This is a genomic window from Vibrio sp. 10N.222.49.C9 (assembly GCF_041474985.1).
Classification (GTDB): Bacteria; Pseudomonadota; Gammaproteobacteria; order Enterobacterales; family Vibrionaceae; genus Vibrio; species Vibrio crassostreae_C.
Genome location: NZ_JBFRVD010001146.1, coordinates 1 through 304, shown reverse-complemented (window position 1 = coordinate 304; position 304 = coordinate 1). Strand labels below are relative to the sequence as shown.

The following is a 304-nucleotide window of genomic DNA, read 5'->3' as shown; positions in this document are numbered from 1 at the left end:
CAAGAAGACATAGGATGATGCCATCTTTGTCCGTAGCCCAAGGTGTGCCGTCTTTGCGCAAGAATGACGCGCCCGCGCTCTCTTCACCACCAAAGCCAAACTTACCTTCGTATAGACCATCTACAAACCATTTAAAGCCAACTGGCACTTCACATAGCTCGCGACCAAGGTCAGCAACAACGCGGTCGATGATTGCGCTTGATACTAAAGTTTTACCAACAGCAACCTCAGCGCCCCAACCTTCACGGTGGCGATATAGATAATCGATACATACCGCTAGGAAGTGGTTAGGGTTCATTAGACC

At 49.3% G+C, this 304-nt stretch carries 1 pseudogene; it reads right to left on the bottom strand.

Features of this window, described 5'->3' with window-relative positions:
* Nucleotides 1–304, bottom strand: a pseudogene (locus tag AB4585_RS27295) (phosphoglucomutase, alpha-D-glucose phosphate-specific); the annotation flags it as partial.